Origin of the sequence: Rhizobium sp. SEMIA 4085, assembly GCF_013004495.1 — a bacterium.
GTDB lineage: Bacteria > Pseudomonadota > Alphaproteobacteria > Rhizobiales > Rhizobiaceae > Rhizobium > Rhizobium gallicum.
Genome location: NZ_JABEPH010000012.1, coordinates 17,226 through 34,805, shown reverse-complemented (window position 1 = coordinate 34,805; position 17,580 = coordinate 17,226). Strand labels below are relative to the sequence as shown.

The following is a 17,580-nucleotide window of genomic DNA, read 5'->3' as shown; positions in this document are numbered from 1 at the left end:
AAGTAATATTCTTGTTCTCGCGGTTGGCGCTGTTCTTAACGGCATTCTCGCAGATGGCCTATGCGGAGCGCAAAGCCGCCATCGTGGTGGGGAACGGCGAATACGAATTTGCGCCTCTCGCTAACCCGAAAAACGATTCCAAGCTGATTGCCGCGACACTCACGGAGCTTGGTTTCGATGTTCTGCTTTTCTACGACGTCAAGAAAGCCGCCGCTGGCGATCTCGAAAATGCCATCCGCAGCCATCTTCTCGGCGCTGATCTTGCTATCCTCTACTACGCGGGACACGCGCTGCAGTACGAAGGGCGAAGCCTGCTGCTACCCGTCGATGTACGAACCGGATCTGCTAAGGAAGTCATCGATGACGCCATGGTTCTCAATGACCTCATTGACATCGTCAAGGACGACCCGGTCGGCGTCAAGCTGATCATTTTGGACGCCTGCCGCAATAACCCGCTCACCTCGGAAAAGGGACTGCGACAGGGATTGGCAAATATCGAGGCCGGCGCAGGTCAGGTTCTCATCGCCTTCGCCACAGGCGCCGGCGAAGTAGCTTACGACGGCACCGGAGTGAACAGCCCTTATTCTTTGGCGCTGGCCAATGCGCTTCAGCAGCCGGACCTCGACATCTACGACACGTTCCGAACGGTGCGCGGAGACGTGCGCCTTGCCACCAACGGATCGCAGATACCGTGGATCACAGGCTCCATCGAAACAAAATTCGTCCTAAAGCCGGGCGGCGCCGACAAACCAGCACCCGAGGTCCCGGGGGGCGATGGCGAGCTGACTATTGACCAGGTCCTCTGGTATTTCATTCAAGATAGCGCGGATCCAACGGATTTCGAACGTTTCGCCAAAGTGTTTCCGAAGAGCCAGCTTGCGGGTGAAGCGCTCAAACGTAGCAGTCTGCAGGTTGCAGAGTTGCAGAAGCGCGGGCTTTTTGTCAGCGGCGCACTTGCCGCCACCCCGATTTCCACCGAACCGCCGTCCGATGAGGCTACTGCAGCCGCTGGAGCGGAATTTATTTTTCAGCAGGCCGGCGAGCGCGCCGTCAGCGAGACTTTTCGTATCTGGCCACGCGAAATGCCCGACACGCAAAGCGGCATGAAGACGCTCGTTACGGATTGCGATCTATATGCAGCCGATCCCAACGATCCTCAACGCGTGGTACCCGGTGTTACGAACGGGCTGGTGAACGTCCGCGACGGACTGCGCTCTTGCGGCTATGCGCTCGCTGCAGACCCCAGCAACCCACGCCTGCAATTTCAGTTAGCCCGCGTCCTCGAAATAGCGAAACGCTATGACTGGGCGGAGCATTTCTACGAACTTGCCAGCCAGCAGCAATACAGCGCCGCTTTCGTCAATCTCGGTTACATGGCCCGGGCCGGTGTCGGCCGGGAGGTCGATTACAAGCGTGCCTTGGATTTCTACATGAAGGCGGCACCGCTCGGAAATCTCAGAGCAAGGACGAATGTGGGAACCGCTTACATCCGCGGTCAAGGCGTGCCTCAAAATCCCGAAGAGGGGATCCTGTGGTACAGACTTGCAGCATCAAGCGGCTGGTCGAATGCGATCACGGCGCTCGGCGACAGCTTCCGTCGCGGTACCGGCGTGAAGAAGGATGATGTGGAGGCGACGAGGCTTTATGCTGCAGCCGCTGATGCAGGTCAGATCGACGCCATGACGAATCTCGGCCGTGCCTATGTCAGCGGCTTGGGTGTCAAGAAAGATGTCAAGCGGGGCTATGATCTGATGATCCGCGCGACCGAAATGGGTAACCAATATGCGCCCTTCTACGCAGCACGCCTTCTCGTGAAGGGCGAAGGCAACGTTCCTCGCGATGCCAATCGCGCACTTGCCCTGTTGGAACTGTCGGCACGCCGAGGCTTCGAGGACGCCTATCTGGAACTCGCCAAGGGTTACGAGGCGGGCAGTTTGAGCCGTGGAAAGCCGGATTTGCAAAAGGCATATTTCAACGCAATGCTCGCCACTCGTTTCAAGGTCGAAGAGGCAGAACGGACCAGGTCTTCGGTGGGTGAAAAGCTGAACGCTGCCACGCGAAAGGAAATCGAGGCAGAAGTCGAGCTTTTTGTTCAGCAGAATGGACTTTGAGGAACGCAGGAATGGCTTTGCGCTGGATCATAGACAAAGTTGGCTGGTTTTTGCCGTTCGGCAGGCGCAGGAGAAATGCCCGGATCGTCGATCCGGGCGATGAGGAGGACAGCCTCCTTTATGTCCTGCAAGATCCGGACGAGGAAGCCAAGCCTAGGAGCCTTATTTCTGTCCTCGGCATGATGCCCGCCAATCTCTTCGAGATCCTTGATACGGCCGTGGAGGCTTGCAGGGCAAATGGCGAATTTCCTGTTGTCGTTCTGTCAGAACTCCGTCCCGATCTAATCGCTGCAAGTTCCGCCCCTTTGGAATTTCTCCCTGCCCGGGGCTACCTTCCTTCGCTCTCCCCCGAAATCTATGGAAGATACACTCGCCGGCGCTGGTCATTGATCCTCGCGAAATGGGACATCTCCAGCGAAATAACACTTTCATCGACTGTCGAGGAGTTTCTTGCCGACCAGCTGAGCGCCGATGCGTCCATTCGCTCACCTGCGAGCAATCGAGGCATGCAGCGGGCGGTCAGCGCGGATACTGAAGATAAGCTGCTCGATCGCATTCGCGGCCATGGCGGCGCCATTGACGTAACTCACGCGAGCTAATCGCCGGCGAACCTCGGTGCGGAAGGCCTCAGATAGCGCCAGATCGAGCGTTGTCTCCACACGATCGACCTCCGAGTACCGCAGGCAAAGACCCAAGCCTGCTGTTTGGGCATAAACAGCGCGAAGATGCTGGTCATCCATTTCCGGCGCTTCGTTGGGCACGAAGATCGAAGGGATTCCTCCCAAGATGCTTTCATGGAAGCTATTGTACCCGGCAGTGGTGATGAGAAGGTCGATCGCGCTGACATATTCAGCCAAAGGGTAAACGCTTGTGCGCAAAACGCCCGGCCATTCCTGCTTGGAAGGTTTCGCGAGCGGATTGAGAATCTGAACTGTTTGTATATTCCGCCTCACCAGGCCGGAAAAAATTAGGCCGGGCACATCCTCAAAGTCAAAGTTGCGTTGCGAGCCTAGTTGTACCGCGACAGTAAAGCGGCCCGGGTCGACACCTAGCTTGCTGGCAGCTTCGCTCCTGGGCAGTCCCGTCCCTGGATCCAACAGAAGCACAGGCGGGACGGCGACAGTCCCCAGCATATCGCGTGTCGGACCATGGTCTTCGTCATGAGCAAATTCGCCCGGCTCGATCACCATGTCGAATATATCCTGGGAAGCTGGGTCAAGGTCGTGGTCAAGGCGCCACAAGGCACGCCGGATCCAAAACCAGGCCAGATCGCGACGGCATTCGGCGACAGCAATCAATCCTGGAAACGGCCGGTTCCCATCGAACACCACCGCCGAAACATCAAACGCCTCCACGGCCGTCAACAGCTCTTGCGCATATGCCCTATTCCAACTGTCGTCCGTCACTCCGATCGCCAGGCCGGAAGGAGTATAGTCAACAGCGTGACCTCGCGCATAAGCCAATGCGGATCCGGACGATCGGGTAAAGAAAATAGGATCGGTGTCATCGGGAAGACGCTCTGCGATAGCCATCAGACGTGTGATATGTCCGAGCCCGATGCCGTTTGTCGCGACGAATAGTATCCGCCGCTTTTTGCCCATACGCCGTGGCAATGATCGGGGCGCCTTGCCTTCGGCGGTTTTGCCGGCTAGATGGCTGTTGCCCGCGGATCTGCTGCATTTCAGGGCGCAGGGCCGGGACAGTTCAAGATCATCGCATAGGCGTGCCATGCGGTGCGGGTATTGATCGATCGCAAACTTTCTCCGGACAAGCTCTCGCGCGGCATTTGATTGTTGGAGATAGGTCGAAGGTGAAGCGACAAATCGCTCGATGAGGTTCCGCGTTTCGGCAACGTTGCAATAGACGGCGCCATCTTCGAAGAGGCCTTCAAATGAAGGATCGAGCACCGTCACCAAACCGCTCGCCATTGCTTCCGCGATACATACGCCGAAGGCTTCCACCCACTGCGGGCTGTGAAAATAAACATAAAAATCAAGGCGCCTGAGAAAGTCCGATACGCTGTTCTGCGCGAATGGACTGATCTGCCAGTTCGAGCCTATCCAGGGTTGGATTGACGTCGGGGCTCCGCCCAACACCTTGATGGCGAAATTGGGTATGTCGGGATAGGCCGCCCGTAGCTCATCTGCGGAACTGGGCCATTTCGCCGGGTCCGCTCTCGTGTGGCGCCCCAAATTGACGGTACCTCTCGGACCTGTTCGCTGGGGAGATGCCCATTCACCAAGGTCAATCATGTTCCACAAATCGTGCCGGAGCAGCGCCGGACTTTCGGTTCCGATACTGTCGAACTGGGATCGAACCTTCGGGCCAACGGGAGCAAACATGACCGGAACACCAAAGAGCCGATCCAACACGCGTTCCACGACCGCCAGATCGTATTGCGGAACCCGATTGCCGTCGAACAGAGGATGATGGACCACACACACGACACGGCGAGGCTGCAAACGCACCGGCGAACTCGGCATTCGCTCGAACACTGCAGGATGGTGAGCCAGAAGAATGTCGCAGGTAGCGTCTTCGGATCCTGTGAGCCAAACAGTATTCGATTGCTCGATAGCTGTGGCTGTACGACTGTCGAAGACACCGAGCTCACGCGTGCGCTGCCCCAAAAAAGGCAGCAGGCCACAGCTCACCCCCCACTGTTTCGCCGCCTTCAGCTCAGCTCTCAGTGCGCTCGACGTACCGCCGTGAAATCGTGGGTCAGCAGCATGAACAACGTCAAAATGCACGGCTAACCCCAATATTGTGTCCGCTCAGCTTCGCGGCCTGCCGCCTCTCCCTCAACGAGATCGAAGAGCGTCCCCAAGTTCCAGATGCGACGGCACTTTGCTCCTTGAAAGACGCAGTCTATGAAGCAGGGCAGACAGCGCTAGTACACTCGCCGTCCCCAAAAATCTCGCCGAGGTTGGGTCGCCAATTTCCGTACTGTAACAGGCTGCTTTTGAACCGTCGTCCTCATCCTCTCGACGGCCAACGTCCCGTAACAGCTGCGAGGATATTGAGAGAGGAAAGCCTGGTAGGATTGACGTGTATTCAGCCTTTGTGCCCGCCGCCAAGCGGCAGATTCAGCTGCGCTCGGTCGCGCGCTTTGCCAGTTGCTGGGATTGGGTGGCGCCGATGTTAGGTACGGCCAGGACGGCACACATCCCGTCAGAAAGACCGAGAAAAGGACGGCAACACGTTTCAGCATTTGAGAACGCTCCAATCCAGACAGGGCTAAAAACCCACAAGAAAGAGTAGAATAACTATCGCCAAATAACAAGCTCCGCGAAGGGCCGCAAACAGCGATCCGGTGCGTCTAGTGGTTGAGGTAAATGTGACAGCCGTAAGACTCTGCAGCTCTTTCGTTCAGTATTTCCATACGTGGGCGAGAGCGTCAGTTTTAAATATGACATCCGTGCACGATGGCCGTAAATTTGCAATCTCAGATTGATTCTTCGTCTGCTCGACATATCGCCGCCGCTCATCATCCGGAAGCCGACATCGACCTTTCCCCAAGCCGCGCGCATTTAAGCGTCCTCTTCGAAAGGGTCCGCCCTCGACCCGCGCTCGCGAATGTACGAGCGGATGATCTTTTGCTGGATGTCACCCAACGTCAGCATGCTCCTCAAACCGCACGCGCATTTTCTCAAAGCGCGCCTCTCAAATCCGCCTTGCTTCATCGGCTGTCAGCGCGTGCTCTCGCGTGCCCGACACGATGATTTCAAGAACCTCATGCTCGTCTGTGTGCTTGATGAAGCGATCGCCGACATACTCGCCCCGCTTCAGCACCATGACGCGGTCGCCCACGGCGAAGATATCGACCAGGCGATGCGAGATGATGATCTGTGCAACCCCCTGCTTCTTTAGCTCCAGCATGGTTTCGAGCAGGCGCTCGGTCGCCATCACGGAAAGGTTAGCTGTCGGCTCGTCGAGGACCACGACGCGCGGGCCAAAAGAGATGGCGCGGGCAATCGCCACCGATTGCTGGCGGCCACCCGACAGGCTTTCGACCTTTTGGTAGACGGAGTTCACGTCGACCTTGAGCCGTTTCAGCACTTTGTCAGCTTCCGCATACATCTTGCGGCGATTGACGAAAGGACCTTTGAGCGGCCAGCGGCCAAGGAAGATGTTCTGGCCGACATCCATGTTGCCGCACAACGCGAAGTCCTGGTAGATCATCTCGATGCCGACATCCCGGCTTTCGTGCGGGCTTTTGAAATGCACCGGTTGTCCGGCAACGAGGATCTCGCCAGCATCGCGCTGATAGGCACCGGTGAGGATCTTCATGAGTGTCGATTTGCCAGCCGAGTTGTCGCCGACAAGGCCGAGTATTTCGCCGGGATATAGCACGAGATCCACCTTGCGGAGGGCCTGCACCGCACCGAAGGCTTTTTCGATACTCCGCATTTCCACGATCGGCTCGGACGATGTTACGTCAACCATGAGCGATTTCCTTCCCGCTGCGCACTCTTGCGAGACGGGCGAGCAGGTGTCCGAAAATATTGGCTTGGCGTACCCATATGTCGATCAACACCGCGACGATCAAGATGAGGCCGATGAAGACGTTGATCCAATGCTGGGGCATGCTGAACCCCTGGACGTTGAGCTGCATGAGTGCACGCACGAGCGTAATCACGGCCGCGCCTGCGAGGGCGCCGATCATCGTGCCGTAGCCACCGAAGATCGAACCGCCGCCTATGATGACGGAAGCGATGGCGTCAAGCTCGCGGAACTGCCCGGCAACCGGGTTGAAGCTTCGAAAATAGGCGGCGTTGATGATCCCGGCCATGGCCGCACAAAGCGCCGCCAGCATGAGGGCGATGAAACGCACCTGGTCGGTGTTGATGCCGGCATAGGCGGCGGCGCGTATGTTGCCGCCGGTGGCACGGAGCTTGTGTCCGAACGGCATGTAAGCGAGTACGACGCCGGCCATCAGGGCGACGAAAAACATCCAGATCGTCTGGACGCTGACGACCTCGGCCACCGTGCGAAGGATGCCGGGCGGCAGCGAGATGCGGAAATGGAGGAGGATGTCATTCACCTTGCGGCCGAGCAGATTGTAGCCCTCCGGCCAGCCGGCCAGTTGCTGTCCGGCGACGAACCAGGCAGCCAGACCGCGGGCGATATAGTACATGCCGAGTGTGGCGATAAACGCCGGCAACTTGAACCCGACCGTGACGACGGCGTTGACGAAGCCTGCGGCCATTCCCGCAAGAAGGCCCATCGCAATCGCCGTGAATGGATCGGCGCCGAGGACTTTCAAAAAGTAGGCAGCCGTACTCCCGGAAAGGGCAAGGACCGATCCGACGGATAGGTCGATATCGCCCGCGGCAATGACATAAGTGAGCCCGATCGCGATCAGCGCCAACTCGGTATAGTTGAGCAGGATCGCGAAGCTGTTCGACAGGTTCCACCAGTAGTCGGGCCTGAGCGCGACACCCGTTAACCACAGCAAGACAGCCAGGATGATGGCAAGCGAATCACGCCGGCCAAGAAGCCTGCCGAAGGTGGTCGTCGACATCGCCGTGTCGGTTGCCATGGCGCCTTTGGTCTGAACGCCCTCGAGCGCGACGCCGCCAATCTCATAGGCGGGCGGCGGCGGCCTGCCGCGGAGCCACGCCCAGAAGCGCGTTGCAACCTGGCGCCGAATGAGATGGGGTTCAATCAGCACCGCGATGACCAGAAGGAGTCCGAGGAAGACTGGGACAGCACCGACCGGTAGCGAGAATACCGCGTTGACCGTGATTTCCTCATCGCCGATCTTGACCGTGCGCTTGATCGGCCAACCCTCGCGCAGCACCTTGTCGAGAAGGACAACCAGCAGTGCACCGAGGCATGACCCGGCCACGCGGCCACGGCCACCGAGGATTGAAGCGCCGCCGATGATTACTGCGGCGATGACCGTCAGTTCGCCGCTCACACCGTAAAGCGGCGTCACGCCCTTATCCTGCGCGGCGGACATCAAGCCGGCGAGCGTCGCGCAAAGCGAGGAGATCAGGTAGGCCCGGATACGCACCCAGTTCGTCGGTATGCCGGCATAAACCGCTGCCTGCTCATTCCCGCCTGTGGCGAAAGTCTCGTAGCCCCACCGCGTCTTGCCCAACACAAGGGCGCCGATCACCGCGACGACGGCGAAGATCGCAATCTGGTTGTTGAAACCGAAGACATTTGTTTCACCAAGGTGGAAGAACAACGGATAGTCTTTCGCCTTGCCGGGATAATAGATCGCTTGGCCGTGCGTGAGTGCAAGGACGAAGCCGCGGCCTATAAACAATACCGTCAATGTGGCAATGAACGCGGGCACTTTGAGGACCGTGACAAGCACGCCGTTCGCGAGCCCGATCACAATACCTAACGTCATACAGAGGATTATCGCTGTCAGGACGTTGAGGTCGAGAACGTTGGATGCAAACAGCCGGGCAAAGACGACCGCGACCAGGCCATAGGTTGAGCCGACCGAGAGATCGAGATCCTTGTTGACAATGACGAAGGTCATTCCGACTGCAATGATGGCCACCCGAGAGGTGTCGCGAAGTACGGCATGGAACGCCTCCGCCGATCCGAAGAAGGCGGGATTGACGATGGCGCCGCCGAGATAGAGGAGCACGAGCAGGCCCATAAGCCCCGCCTCCCAGCCGCCAATCAGTTGGGATGGTGCGCGCTCGTGCCGGGTCGTCGCGTGAGGCTCCATAGGCGTGTTCTATCCGGCTTTCGCATGCTGCGGGCAGATCGCCCGTCTCCCGCAGCGATTGTGAACGTTGGTTGCGACGTCAATTCTCGAAGCGCTTGCCAACATTTCCGACAGTCTCCTTGGTCACGAGCTGGGCGCGCGTGTCGAGATTGGCGGCCGCGATACCGCGATCGATCTGCAGATAGAGTTGCATGACCGGCCAGAAGCCTTGCAGGAATGGCTGCTGACCAAGCGCGCCGGTCAGGTCGCCGCTGTTCAACGCATCTTGCTGCGCGGGACCGAGGTCGAATCCATATGCGCAGATCTTGCCGGTCATGGCGGTCTGGGCGACCGCCTTGGCAAGGGCCGGCGTGAATACGTTGTTCCCGGCAAAGGCGCCAACCACGTCGCCGCGCGATTCAAACAGCGTGACGATACCGTTCACCGGATCATTCGGGTTGGTGTCGATGCCGGTGTTCTCCGGTCCTGCATCGACCTTGAAGTTCTCCAGCTTGCCTGCATCCTTGAGTCCTTTAACGATCGCGTTGAACGCCGACGTCACGCGATTGTTCACCTCGATGTTGCCCATCGCAGTCGACGAGGGCAGCACGATCGACCCCTTCTCAATGCCTTTGTCCGCCAAGCACTTGACGAGTGCCTCGCCGGCAATTGCGGCAGCAGACGCATCCTGGCCGGTATGGCTGAGCTTACTGCGGTTGAGAATGGTCCCGTCGAAGGAATTTGTGGTGGCAACCGGGATACCCTTCGCTTCGGCGGCTTTGACGATGTCGTTGTAGGCGCCAGCCTGCGGCGTTGTCATGATCAATCCGTCGATCGTCGGGTCCTGCACGATCTGGTTCAGGATTTCAATCTCGCGGGCGGGGTCATCGGTCGGTGATTCAGAGCCGAGCAGCAGGACCTTGGCGCCGATCAGATTGCCGGCAACCGTTGCGCCGACATAGACCGGATCGAAGAACCCATTGCCAGCCGTGTGCGTTACAATTGCAAAGGTCAGATGGCCATCGGCGGAATGGAAATCCTTCGTGCCGGCAGCCTCCTTTGCGGCTTCATCGAAATTGTAGCCGCCAACGGCTTTCTCGACGCTGCCCGATTGCGCGAAGGCATTCGAGACGCCAAGAGACACCGCCGCGGCCGATACCGCGAGCAACAAAATTCGCCTCATGATTGGTCCTCCCTGACCGGGGTCGGAAGGCCATTCGAGCGCACTTATCGAGTTGTTCGAATGCCCTCTTTCCCTATTTGCTAATATTCTAATATGCAGCGCAAATCACGCGGAAGTAAATGGCGAACTCATCATATTGGCGATTTTATTCAATCTCGAAGCGAGTCCGTTCACCGGGTTGAGAGAACGCGTCTGTCGGGCCGGTTGCGAACAATGCCAAGGGCTTGGGGTATCTTAGCGACGTCGTCAGGATCTCGGCTCATTGAGCAGGTTCGGCGATTGGAAGAGGCAACCCACCGGGAAGCCTAATTTGCCATCGGTGTGCTGACAAAGCCTGGACGACCCCTTATGAATTGCGCATGCAAAACGGCATTCTCATAAACGGCCCCGACGCCGCCGAGTTTACGATCCTGCTTGCTCATGGCGCCGGCGGTGCGATGGATTCGCCGTCGATGACGGCTGCGGCCGAAGCTCTGGCAGCCATTGGCTTTCGCGTCGCCAGGTTCGAATTTGCCTATATGGCGGTAAGGCGGACCTCCGAAGGCCGCAAGCCGCCGCCGCGCGCCGACAAGCTCATTGCCGAATATGGTGCCACAATCGAGCGGCTCGGCGTGCGCAGTCCTTTGATCATCGGCGGAAAATCGATGGGCGGCCGCGTTGCCAGCATGATTGCCGACGACCTTTTCGCCAAAGGCAAGATCGCCGGCCTCATCTGCCTCGGCTATCCGTTCCATCCGCCGGGCAAGCCCGACGAGCTCCGCACAAAGCATCTCGAAACGCTGAAGACGCCGGCGCTGATCGTCCAGGGAACGCGAGACGTGTTCGGCACTCGGCAGGAAGTCCAAAGCTACAAAATGTCCAACAAAATTGAACTCGTTTGGCTTGAAGACGGCGACCATGATCTGAGGCCGAGAAAGAAGATATCGGGCTTCTCACTGGCAGATCATCTGGCGAGCATGGCAGCGGCCGTCAAAACCTGGGCATCTGCGTTGGCACCGTAGCCGCGATGTCCCTGAGCCGCGGGCTCACCGTCGTGGGCCGCAGGCGATATACGCATAGCGAATCCCCTATACGGAAGCCGCAGGAAAGTGAACATTGAATTGTCGACCATAGGCACAAAGCATTGATGTTCAGCATTCGGCCGGGCAGGTTTTGGGGGTGAATGCGGCGGTCATGACGGCCGCCCGCTTGAGCATCGGCCGCCCATCGACCACCCCTATCTCGATGGGCGGTCTCCCGCAGAACGCCCGGTCAGATTTTTTCGATGGCCGGTAATGTGTCCTCAGCCGTCGTTCGCGTTAGCCTCTTGTAAACCGGCGCGTCTCCGTCGGCATTTCGCCGAAGGTTTCCCGGTAAAGGATGGAGAAGCGCCCGACATGCGTAAATCCCCACTGCCGGGCGATATCGGAGATGGAGACCCCATCCTGACGGCCGAGAAGGAGGTTCTTTCGGGCACCCTCCAAACGAAGTTGGCGGAGATAGTGCAAGGGTGTCGTATTCTTGAACTGCTTGAATGCTGCCTGAAGGGCACGGACGCTGACCCCCGCATCGCGCGCGATCTCATCGACGCTTACCGCCGTCGCAATGTTGGCCATCATATAGTCGATCGCGCGTTTCATCTGCCGCGGCATTGCAGGCGAGACGGGGCGTTCCAGCAAAGCCGAATAGCGATGCGGAACGTTTTCGAGGAGCGCGACCATGATCGTGCGGAAGAAGAACTCCGTGGAACGCGCTGAGATGGTGCCCGCCGGTTCGCTGATCAGACTATCCCAGAGCAACTGGGCCATCGCGGCGAGTTTCGCACCCGCACCCGAACGTGCATCGTACTCGGCAAAGAGTTCGATATCATGAATGACCGGCGAACAGAGAAGTTCGCTCAGCTGGCGGGTAACGGACTGGCGGCTGAAAGCTATACCGATATGGCTGCGTTCGCTGTGCAGCCTCAATAGATTGGCCTTTGAGAGGTCGGCGGCCAGCAGCGTGCCAGGCGCGGACGTCAACTGATGCCCGCCTCCGTCCATTTCCATCGCACCCGTTATCGGCACATAAAGCGCGTAGGCGTCCGGCGGCTCCGAGAAATTGATCTCCATGCCGGATTGGCAAAGCCCCGACCAGATGTCGAATTCTCCAACGGAGAAGTGGGTATCTTCCACCGATATCGTACTACTTCGGTCGATCGGGCTAACCCGAACCGGCTTCAACGTATTGGCATAGTGTTCGCGCAATTCGTCAACATCGGCGTCGAAGATGCAAGAACGGGAAGCGTGCAGGTTGCCCGTCATGGCCTAAACTGCTCCGGAACAACGCAAGCCCTCACGCCACTGCATAAGATGAGGCGACGTTTTGATCGAGGCAGCAGGACGGCCCCGCCGTGCAGAGATTCATGAAGAATGCGCCACTCTCCCCGGTTGACAAGTCCTCCTCCGACCTGTGCGGCTTCGCATGCATTAGTATTACTTTTGCACACATTAGTGTCTTCGTAAATGTCTGCCGAGATCAACGCATATCCAGAGAACGAATAGAATATCCGCTGTGCGTGGGATTGTCGTTTCAGTCTGGGTTGAAGGATGGGTCGAAAGGGTGAGACCCATTTTGCAGACATGATTTGAATTGGGCAGGAGTGAGCCCTACGGCACCCTCCTCCCGCACCACCGTGCGTACGGCACCGTACACAGCGGTTCATCGAGCGCCTTTTGCATTGGAGCTCCCTGTTGGAGTGAGACTAGCCCGCGTTGCTTGAAAAAGGCCTTTCGGAAGGCATCTTTCATGCGCCTGGCCCCGGCATTCCACCAGGACCGCGGCCGTTGCCGGCCGATTCACATGCACTTCCCTTGACCTGCGTCACGCTGGACGCCGCAAATCCGCAGACGCGGCCACCACGCGTAATGCCTGGCGCACACATTCAAGGCCCGCAAAAGCGCGGGCCTTGAATGTCATCTCCGGCACGCGGCGAGGGATTGTCAAAATTCCTCCCAATCCGCCGACACCGCAGCCGCGGCTCGGGGCTTCCCACCAGTGAACGCGGATGAAATTTTACGGATCATGGCAGCAGGCGCAGAGGGTCTCGGCAGGGGGGTGGGGCCCGCTTGACGGGCGGTCACCGACTTTGCACCATCGAAGCGGAACTTTGCCAGCTGTGCTGAAAGCGCTGCTGCTTCAGCTGCCAGTTTTTGTCCGGCGGCCGACGTCTGCTCGACCATGGCGGCGTTCTGCTGGGTCGATTGATCCATCGCATTGACGGCATTGTTGATTTCCCTCAGAGCCGTCGACTGCTCCTTTGCCGATTCAACGATCGAATCGACATGCCGGTTGATCTCCTGCACTTCCAGGACGATTTCCGTCAGAGCCTTGCCTGTTTCGTCAACGAGCGCCACACCGGAGCGCACTTGTTCGGCAGATGTGTGGATCAATTGCTTGATTTCCTTGGCGGCCCTGGCGGAGCGCTGCGCCAATTCCCGCACTTCCTGCGCCACCACGGCAAAACCCTTGCCGGCCTCGCCCGCACGGGCCGCTTCAACGCCGGCATTGAGCGCCAGGAGATTCGTCTGGAAGGCGATTTCGTCGATGACGCTGATGATGTTGTTGATCTCGCTGGACGAACTTTCGATTTGTCCCATCGCAAGGACGGCGCGCTTGACGACGCCGCCCGATCGCTCGGCATTCTGCCGGGTCTTGGCAACCACAGTGCGCGCCTCCTCAGCGCGTGCAGTCGAGCCATTAACGGTTGCTGTAATCTCGTCGAGCGCGGCTGCAGTTTCTTCGAGGGACGCCGCCTGCTGTTCCGTGCGGCGAGCAAGGTCGTTGGAGGCCGTGCTGATTTCGGCTGCACCAGCGTCGATCGAGAACGCGTTGCCGCCGATTGCCTTCAGGGATGACTGCAGCTTGTCGGCGGAATTGTTGAAGTTTATGCGCAGCGTGTCGAGCGCCGGACCGAATGGCCGGACAATGCGGAAGGCGAGATCGCCGTCGGCCATTGCCTCAAGTGCCTGACCCAATTGCGCAACAGCATCGTTGGTTTCTGTTGCTGCAGCCTCACGCTCCCTCGCGGCGCCTTCGAGCTGCTCGCGTTCTGCAGCGGCGCGTCTCGCGTCATTCTCGGCCCGGCGCGTCGCCTGTGCACTGAGCGCGTCGCGCACGGCGCCGACGACGCGCGCAAGATCACCGATCTCGTCGCGGCGTATATCGAGCGTGGAATCGGCTGCGACCCCTTCTCCGCCAGCCATGTGCTGCAGTGCCGATTGCAACTTTGCGATCGGCCTCGTAATCGAGTGGCTTGCGAAAAAGGCCGCCACGATCGCCAATATGATGGCGCCGGCCAGTGAGCCGAACGCCAAAGTCTGGAAACCGCTGGCGGACTGACGAACGTCGCCGCCGACCTTCTGGTTCAGGTTCTCCTGGTAATCGATGAATTTGTTGATGGCGCCGAGCCACGCGACGAACAGCGGACGGGCCTGTTCAAGCAGGATTTTCTTTGCTTGCGCTCCATCGCCTTTTACCTGCAGATCGATGATCTGGGCAACGAGCGGATTGGTTTTCGATTGGATGTCGGCAATCTCATCAAGGATTGTCCTTTCCTCGGCCGAGGCGCCCACCGGGGAAGACACCATCGCCGCCATTTTTTTCTCGTTGACGGCATAGGCCTCGGCCAGTTTCGCAATCAGTTCTATCGCTGCCTGCCGGTCTGCAGTTGCGTCGACCAGCGTAACATCCCGGATTGCAATAGCCCGGTCGTGGACGCTGCCGCGGTAATTGATGGCAAAGCGCTGCTTGACGCTGTTGACGTCGTTGATCTGGCCTAGATCGTTATTGATGATGTTGACCTCGGTCACCGAATACTGGGTCAGCGCCAGCATCAGGAGAAGGAGGAAACCGAAGCCGATACCCAAGCGTGTTCCAATTCGAAAGCGGGTCATTTTCCTCATCAGTACTTCCAGTCAGATTTGGCCAGGTGCATGGCATTTGATATATAAGTAATTCACTACAAGTCTTAAATAACATTGAAGTATCGAGGAAAACGGAATTCTATCCTTCAAATGACCAGTCATAGTATAGCATATGGCGATCAGATTGTCACAAAATACAACGACAAGTTTTGCTTTGGAACCTAGACACTCCCGCAGCAGCCCGGCGCACCGTCGGAGCTTTCGATGGTGACATCGTTTCTCTCCATTTTCTGTGTCTGGCCTTCCTCGCCAATTTCTCGGCTGCAGCAATCACCTGCGGGAGGATCGAAGACATGGCTAATTCAAGGATTCTCGTTGCCGGCTTGGTTGCTGACGAGACGCTCGCTCGCCGCCGAGCTGGTCGCTGACGCGATCGTGCGAGGAGGATTTCTGCCGCTTGCCGCCTGAAACTTCAGTGCCGGACAACCGCAAGGAATTCGTTGATAGCGCGATGAGCGCCGACGCTGTCATGTCGCGTGCATGCCGTCAATGGATTGCAAACCAACTGCAGTGAGGCAGCGCCGACATCCATCAAAGCCTTAGCGAGGTTTGGACGCACTGATCGCGTAGCGATGCTGGAGGCCCCTGGAAAGCGCCTTGAAAAAGTTCCAGTGGTGGGCCTGCGCTTTGTGCACGTCCCGCAGGTTTTCATCGATCTCGACGTGTTCGAAACCGGCATTCTTCAAAAGTGCGGCGATCTTGTCCGCCCGCGCCCCCTTTGAGAAATAGACCCGCGACAGGATACTGCTATGGATCTCTGCCATACCCGGCGCATGCGCCGGATCCGCTTTCAAAAGTCCGCCGCCTTCGAGCAACTTCGTCAAACGCTTCACCAGCCGCTCGGCAAAATTGGCACTGACGAAATCGCCATCGACGATCAGCAGCGTTCCGCCAGGCTTCAGCACACGCATCCATTCCGCAAAGGCTTTTTCGGGATCGACCAGCGTCCACACCAGATGGCGGGTCACGATGACGTCGTAAGTGTCATCCAATTCCATGGTGTTTTCGACATCAGCCATGCGGAAACTGATCATGCGGCCACGGCTCTTTGCTTTGGCACGGGCGCGTTCCAGCATCGGCTCGGCCCAGTCGAGGCCGGTCACCTCGAAACCGAGATCGTCCATGAGATGGGAAACGACGCCCGTGCCGCTCGCCAGGTCGAGCGCACGCCTGCCCTCTCCCGCCCCAAGATGCTTGACGATCAACCGATGCCAGGCGCTGCGCTCCGTTTCGGTGAAAATCTCGTGGCCCGGCGACTGGTCGAAGGATTCGGCCCTGGCCGACCAATAGGCCTTGATCTCGTCACGAAGCCCGTAATTCTCGCCGCCCGCCACTTGCCCGTCCATTACCGTCATGCCAGCCAGTCCCAGTTTGAAATTGTTCTAATAGATATAACTTGACGATCATAATCATAAAATAATAGACGGCACTTCAAGTTTTCCACGGAGTGAATTTTAATGCGCATTACAGGCAAAGCGGCCGTTCTTGCAATGGGCCTTGTCGTCACCGCCGTCTGGCCGGCCCTTGCCGACAAGATCACCGTGAAGGACGTGACCGGGCGCGAGGTCGAAGTGAACGCCCCGGTCAAGCATATGATCCTCGGCGAGGGCCGACAGATCTATTTCCTCGCAGCACTGGATAAGGAAGCCCCCTTCGAGCACGTCGTCGGGTGGCGCGACGACCTGCCGAAGGCAGACCCTGAATCCTACGATGCCTATCTTGCGAAGTATCCCGAGATTGCCAAGCTCCCGACCTTTGGTGGCATGAAGGACGGCACCTTCGATATCGAACAGGCCGTCGCGCTGAAGCCCGACGTGATCTTGATGAACGTCGACGCGAAAACCGCCACCGAAGAAGCCGGATACATAGAAAAGCTCGGTAAAGTCGGAATTCCGCTCGTCTATGTCGACTTTCGCGAAAAGCCGATGGAAAACACCGAGCCCAGCATGCGCATCATGGGCAAGCTGATGGCCAAGGAAGCGCTCGCGGAAGATTTCATCAAGTTCCGCGCCGACAGTATCAAGCGCGTGACTGACGCGCTTCACAAGGCCAATCCACCGAAGCCCGTCGTCTTTGTCGAACGCGCGGGAGGCTACTCCGAGGATTGCTGCATGTCCTTCGGCAACGAAAATTTCGGCAAGATGGTCGAAATTGCCGGCGGTACCAACATGGCCAAGGATATCATCCCCGGCACGTTCGGAACGGTCAATCCCGAGCAGATCATTGCTTCCAATCCGGACCAGATCATCGTTACCGGCGGCAACTGGGACAAATATGTGCCCGGCGGTGCCTGGGTTGGCGTTGGCTATGGCGCTGATCTGAAGGAAGCCCGTCGCAAACTCGAAGCCCTGACCAAGCGTCCTGCCTTTACTGGCGTCACGGCGGTGGCCGATCATAACGTTCATGCCATCTGGCACCAGTTCTACAACAACCCTTACCAGTTCGTCGCCATCCAGGAGATCGCGAAGTGGCTCCATCCGGAATTGTTTGCCGATCTCGATCCTGAGGCGACCTTCAAGGAATTGCATGCCCGCTTCCTGCCGCTCGACTACAAGCCGGGATATTTCGTTTCCCTGAAGGACGAATGAGCATGACTAACCGGGCCGACGGCGCACAAGCGCACCGTCGGCCCGACATTTTCTCACCGGCGCGCGAATTTCGCGTCGATAAGGA

At 58.3% G+C, this 17,580-nt stretch carries 10 protein-coding genes; 3 read left to right on the top strand and 7 right to left on the bottom strand.

Features of this window, described 5'->3' with window-relative positions; all coding sequences use genetic code 11:
* Positions 1–5 precede the first annotated feature (5 nt).
* Positions 6–2,111 (top strand): caspase family protein, encoded by a 2,106-nt coding sequence (locus C9413_RS02725; RefSeq protein WP_170250171.1) that lies wholly within the window; start codon positions 6–8, stop codon positions 2,109–2,111.
* Positions 2,112–2,596: 485 nt separating this feature from the next.
* On the opposite strand, the gene C9413_RS02720 is transcribed toward C9413_RS02725, so the two are convergent.
* From C9413_RS02720 to C9413_RS02705, 4 genes are all read right to left on the bottom strand, one after another.
* On the bottom strand, positions 2,597–4,858 hold the full coding sequence (locus tag C9413_RS02720; RefSeq protein ID WP_040115658.1) for a glycosyltransferase: 2,262 nt from the start codon (positions 4,856–4,858) through the stop codon (positions 2,597–2,599).
* 913 nt (positions 4,859–5,771) lie between these two features.
* A complete protein-coding gene (locus C9413_RS02715; protein ID WP_040115659.1) occupies positions 5,772–6,554 on the bottom strand; it encodes an ATP-binding cassette domain-containing protein in 783 nt (260 codons plus the stop codon).
* Positions 6,547–8,802: a sugar ABC transporter permease gene (locus tag C9413_RS02710; RefSeq protein WP_040115660.1), complete on the bottom strand. Its 2,256-nt coding sequence runs from the start codon at positions 8,800–8,802 to the stop codon at positions 6,547–6,549. Before C9413_RS02710 ends, C9413_RS02715 begins: the two co-directional genes overlap by 8 nt.
* 79 nt (positions 8,803–8,881) lie before the next feature.
* Complete coding sequence (locus tag C9413_RS02705) at positions 8,882–9,964, bottom strand: substrate-binding domain-containing protein (RefSeq protein WP_040115661.1); 1,083 nt, start codon at positions 9,962–9,964, stop codon at positions 8,882–8,884.
* A 359-nt stretch (positions 9,965–10,323) separates the two neighbouring features.
* Between C9413_RS02705 and C9413_RS02700 the strand changes: the two genes are divergently transcribed.
* Positions 10,324–10,965: an alpha/beta family hydrolase gene (locus C9413_RS02700; RefSeq protein ID WP_040115662.1), complete on the top strand. Its 642-nt coding sequence runs from the start codon at positions 10,324–10,326 to the stop codon at positions 10,963–10,965.
* A gap of 297 nt (positions 10,966–11,262) precedes the next feature.
* Here the strand turns inward: C9413_RS02700 and C9413_RS02695 are convergent, their stop codons facing one another.
* The 3 genes from C9413_RS02695 to C9413_RS02685 form a co-directional block, all read right to left on the bottom strand.
* A complete protein-coding gene (locus tag C9413_RS02695; protein WP_170250170.1) occupies positions 11,263–12,246 on the bottom strand; it encodes an AraC family transcriptional regulator in 984 nt (327 codons plus the stop codon).
* A gap of 678 nt (positions 12,247–12,924) precedes the next feature.
* Positions 12,925–14,886 (bottom strand): methyl-accepting chemotaxis protein, encoded by a 1,962-nt coding sequence (locus tag C9413_RS02690; RefSeq protein ID WP_040115664.1) that lies wholly within the window; start codon positions 14,884–14,886, stop codon positions 12,925–12,927.
* A gap of 560 nt (positions 14,887–15,446) precedes the next feature.
* Complete coding sequence (locus tag C9413_RS02685) at positions 15,447–16,262, bottom strand: class I SAM-dependent methyltransferase (RefSeq protein WP_040115665.1); 816 nt, start codon at positions 16,260–16,262, stop codon at positions 15,447–15,449.
* A 102-nt stretch (positions 16,263–16,364) separates the two neighbouring features.
* Between C9413_RS02685 and C9413_RS02680 the strand changes: the two genes are divergently transcribed.
* The gene (locus C9413_RS02680; RefSeq protein ID WP_040115666.1) at positions 16,365–17,495 is read left to right on the top strand and encodes an ABC transporter substrate-binding protein; all 1,131 of its coding nucleotides are present in this window, start codon (positions 16,365–16,367) and stop codon (positions 17,493–17,495) included.
* Positions 17,496–17,580: the final 85 nt, after the last annotated feature.

What these genes read in the sequence shown, in the direction of transcription:
- C9413_RS02715 (WP_040115659.1), bottom strand. Translation starts at nt 6,554, where the DNA reads ATGGTTGACGTAACATCGTCCGAGCCGATCGTGGAAATGCGGAGTATC.
- C9413_RS02710 (WP_040115660.1), bottom strand. Translation starts at nt 8,802, where the DNA reads ATGGAGCCTCACGCGACGACCCGGCACGAGCGCGCACCATCCCAACTG.
- C9413_RS02705 (WP_040115661.1), bottom strand. Translation starts at nt 9,964, where the DNA reads ATGAGGCGAATTTTGTTGCTCGCGGTATCGGCCGCGGCGGTGTCTCTT.
- C9413_RS02700 (WP_040115662.1), top strand. Translation starts at nt 10,324, where the DNA reads ATGCAAAACGGCATTCTCATAAACGGCCCCGACGCCGCCGAGTTTACG.
- C9413_RS02695 (WP_170250170.1), bottom strand. Translation starts at nt 12,246, where the DNA reads ATGACGGGCAACCTGCACGCTTCCCGTTCTTGCATCTTCGACGCCGAT.
- C9413_RS02690 (WP_040115664.1), bottom strand. Translation starts at nt 14,886, where the DNA reads ATGAGGAAAATGACCCGCTTTCGAATTGGAACACGCTTGGGTATCGGC.
- C9413_RS02685 (WP_040115665.1), bottom strand. Translation starts at nt 16,262, where the DNA reads ATGACGGTAATGGACGGGCAAGTGGCGGGCGGCGAGAATTACGGGCTT.
- C9413_RS02680 (WP_040115666.1), top strand. Translation starts at nt 16,365, where the DNA reads ATGCGCATTACAGGCAAAGCGGCCGTTCTTGCAATGGGCCTTGTCGTC.